Raw genomic sequence first — 679 nt, forward strand, 5'->3', positions numbered from 1 at the left:
GAACCCGCACCGAAGAGTGTGGCTACGAGGTCAAGCTGAATCAGACCGACGAGCCCCCAGTTCAGCGCGCCAATGATGACCAAGGCGCCCGCCGCCCAATCTATCGGGTTGCGACGAACCGTAACCGTTCCTCTTGAACTGACCGTAGGCATGTGAAGCTCCTAATGTTTGGCTTAATGTTTGGTTGGTTGACCGCGCGCAGCGCACGCGGTCGTGCGACCCGCGTCGATCAAACCTGCTTGCCTGCGCCAAGGTCAGCGCCGGTGCTGGGGTCTGCTGTGGGATCGGACGCGGTTCGCGAGGCCATCGACTGCAACGTCTGCAAGTCCGCTTCGGTAACCGTGACGGTCGCCGTTCCGTCCCCGCCGTCAACAGCGGGCTGAGGTTCTTCGACGAACTGCCAGTCGCCTCCCTCGTTCCAGGGACCTCGGGCATCGTCACCCTTGGACATGTTGAAGTAGACACTGGTGAATGAGGGATTGCCTGGCAACTTTCCCTGTGGGAAATTCGGCTGAATAGAATGAAGCGCCTTTTCGAACGATTTCTGATGGGCAATTTCCCGGGTCATCAAGAAGCCGAGCGCCTCCTTGATGCCTGGATCGTCCGTGATGTTGATGAGACGCTCATAGATAATTTTTGCGCGCGCCTCAGCGGCGATGTTGGAGCGCAAATCGGCTGT

Annotated in this window: 2 protein-coding genes; both read right to left on the reverse strand. The window is 58.8% G+C overall.

Translation table 11 applies throughout. The features are described from left to right. On the reverse strand, positions 1 to 152 hold a 152-nt coding region (locus AWB74_RS45095; protein WP_143749572.1), incomplete at its 3' end, for a DUF378 domain-containing protein. A gap of 77 nt (positions 153 to 229) precedes the next feature. Next, on the reverse strand, positions 230 to 679 hold a 450-nt coding region (locus tag AWB74_RS45100; protein ID WP_200822135.1), incomplete at its 5' end, for a manganese catalase family protein.

Source organism: Caballeronia arvi, assembly GCF_001544695.2.
In the GTDB taxonomy this organism is placed as follows: Bacteria; Pseudomonadota; Gammaproteobacteria; order Burkholderiales; family Burkholderiaceae; genus Caballeronia; species Caballeronia arvi.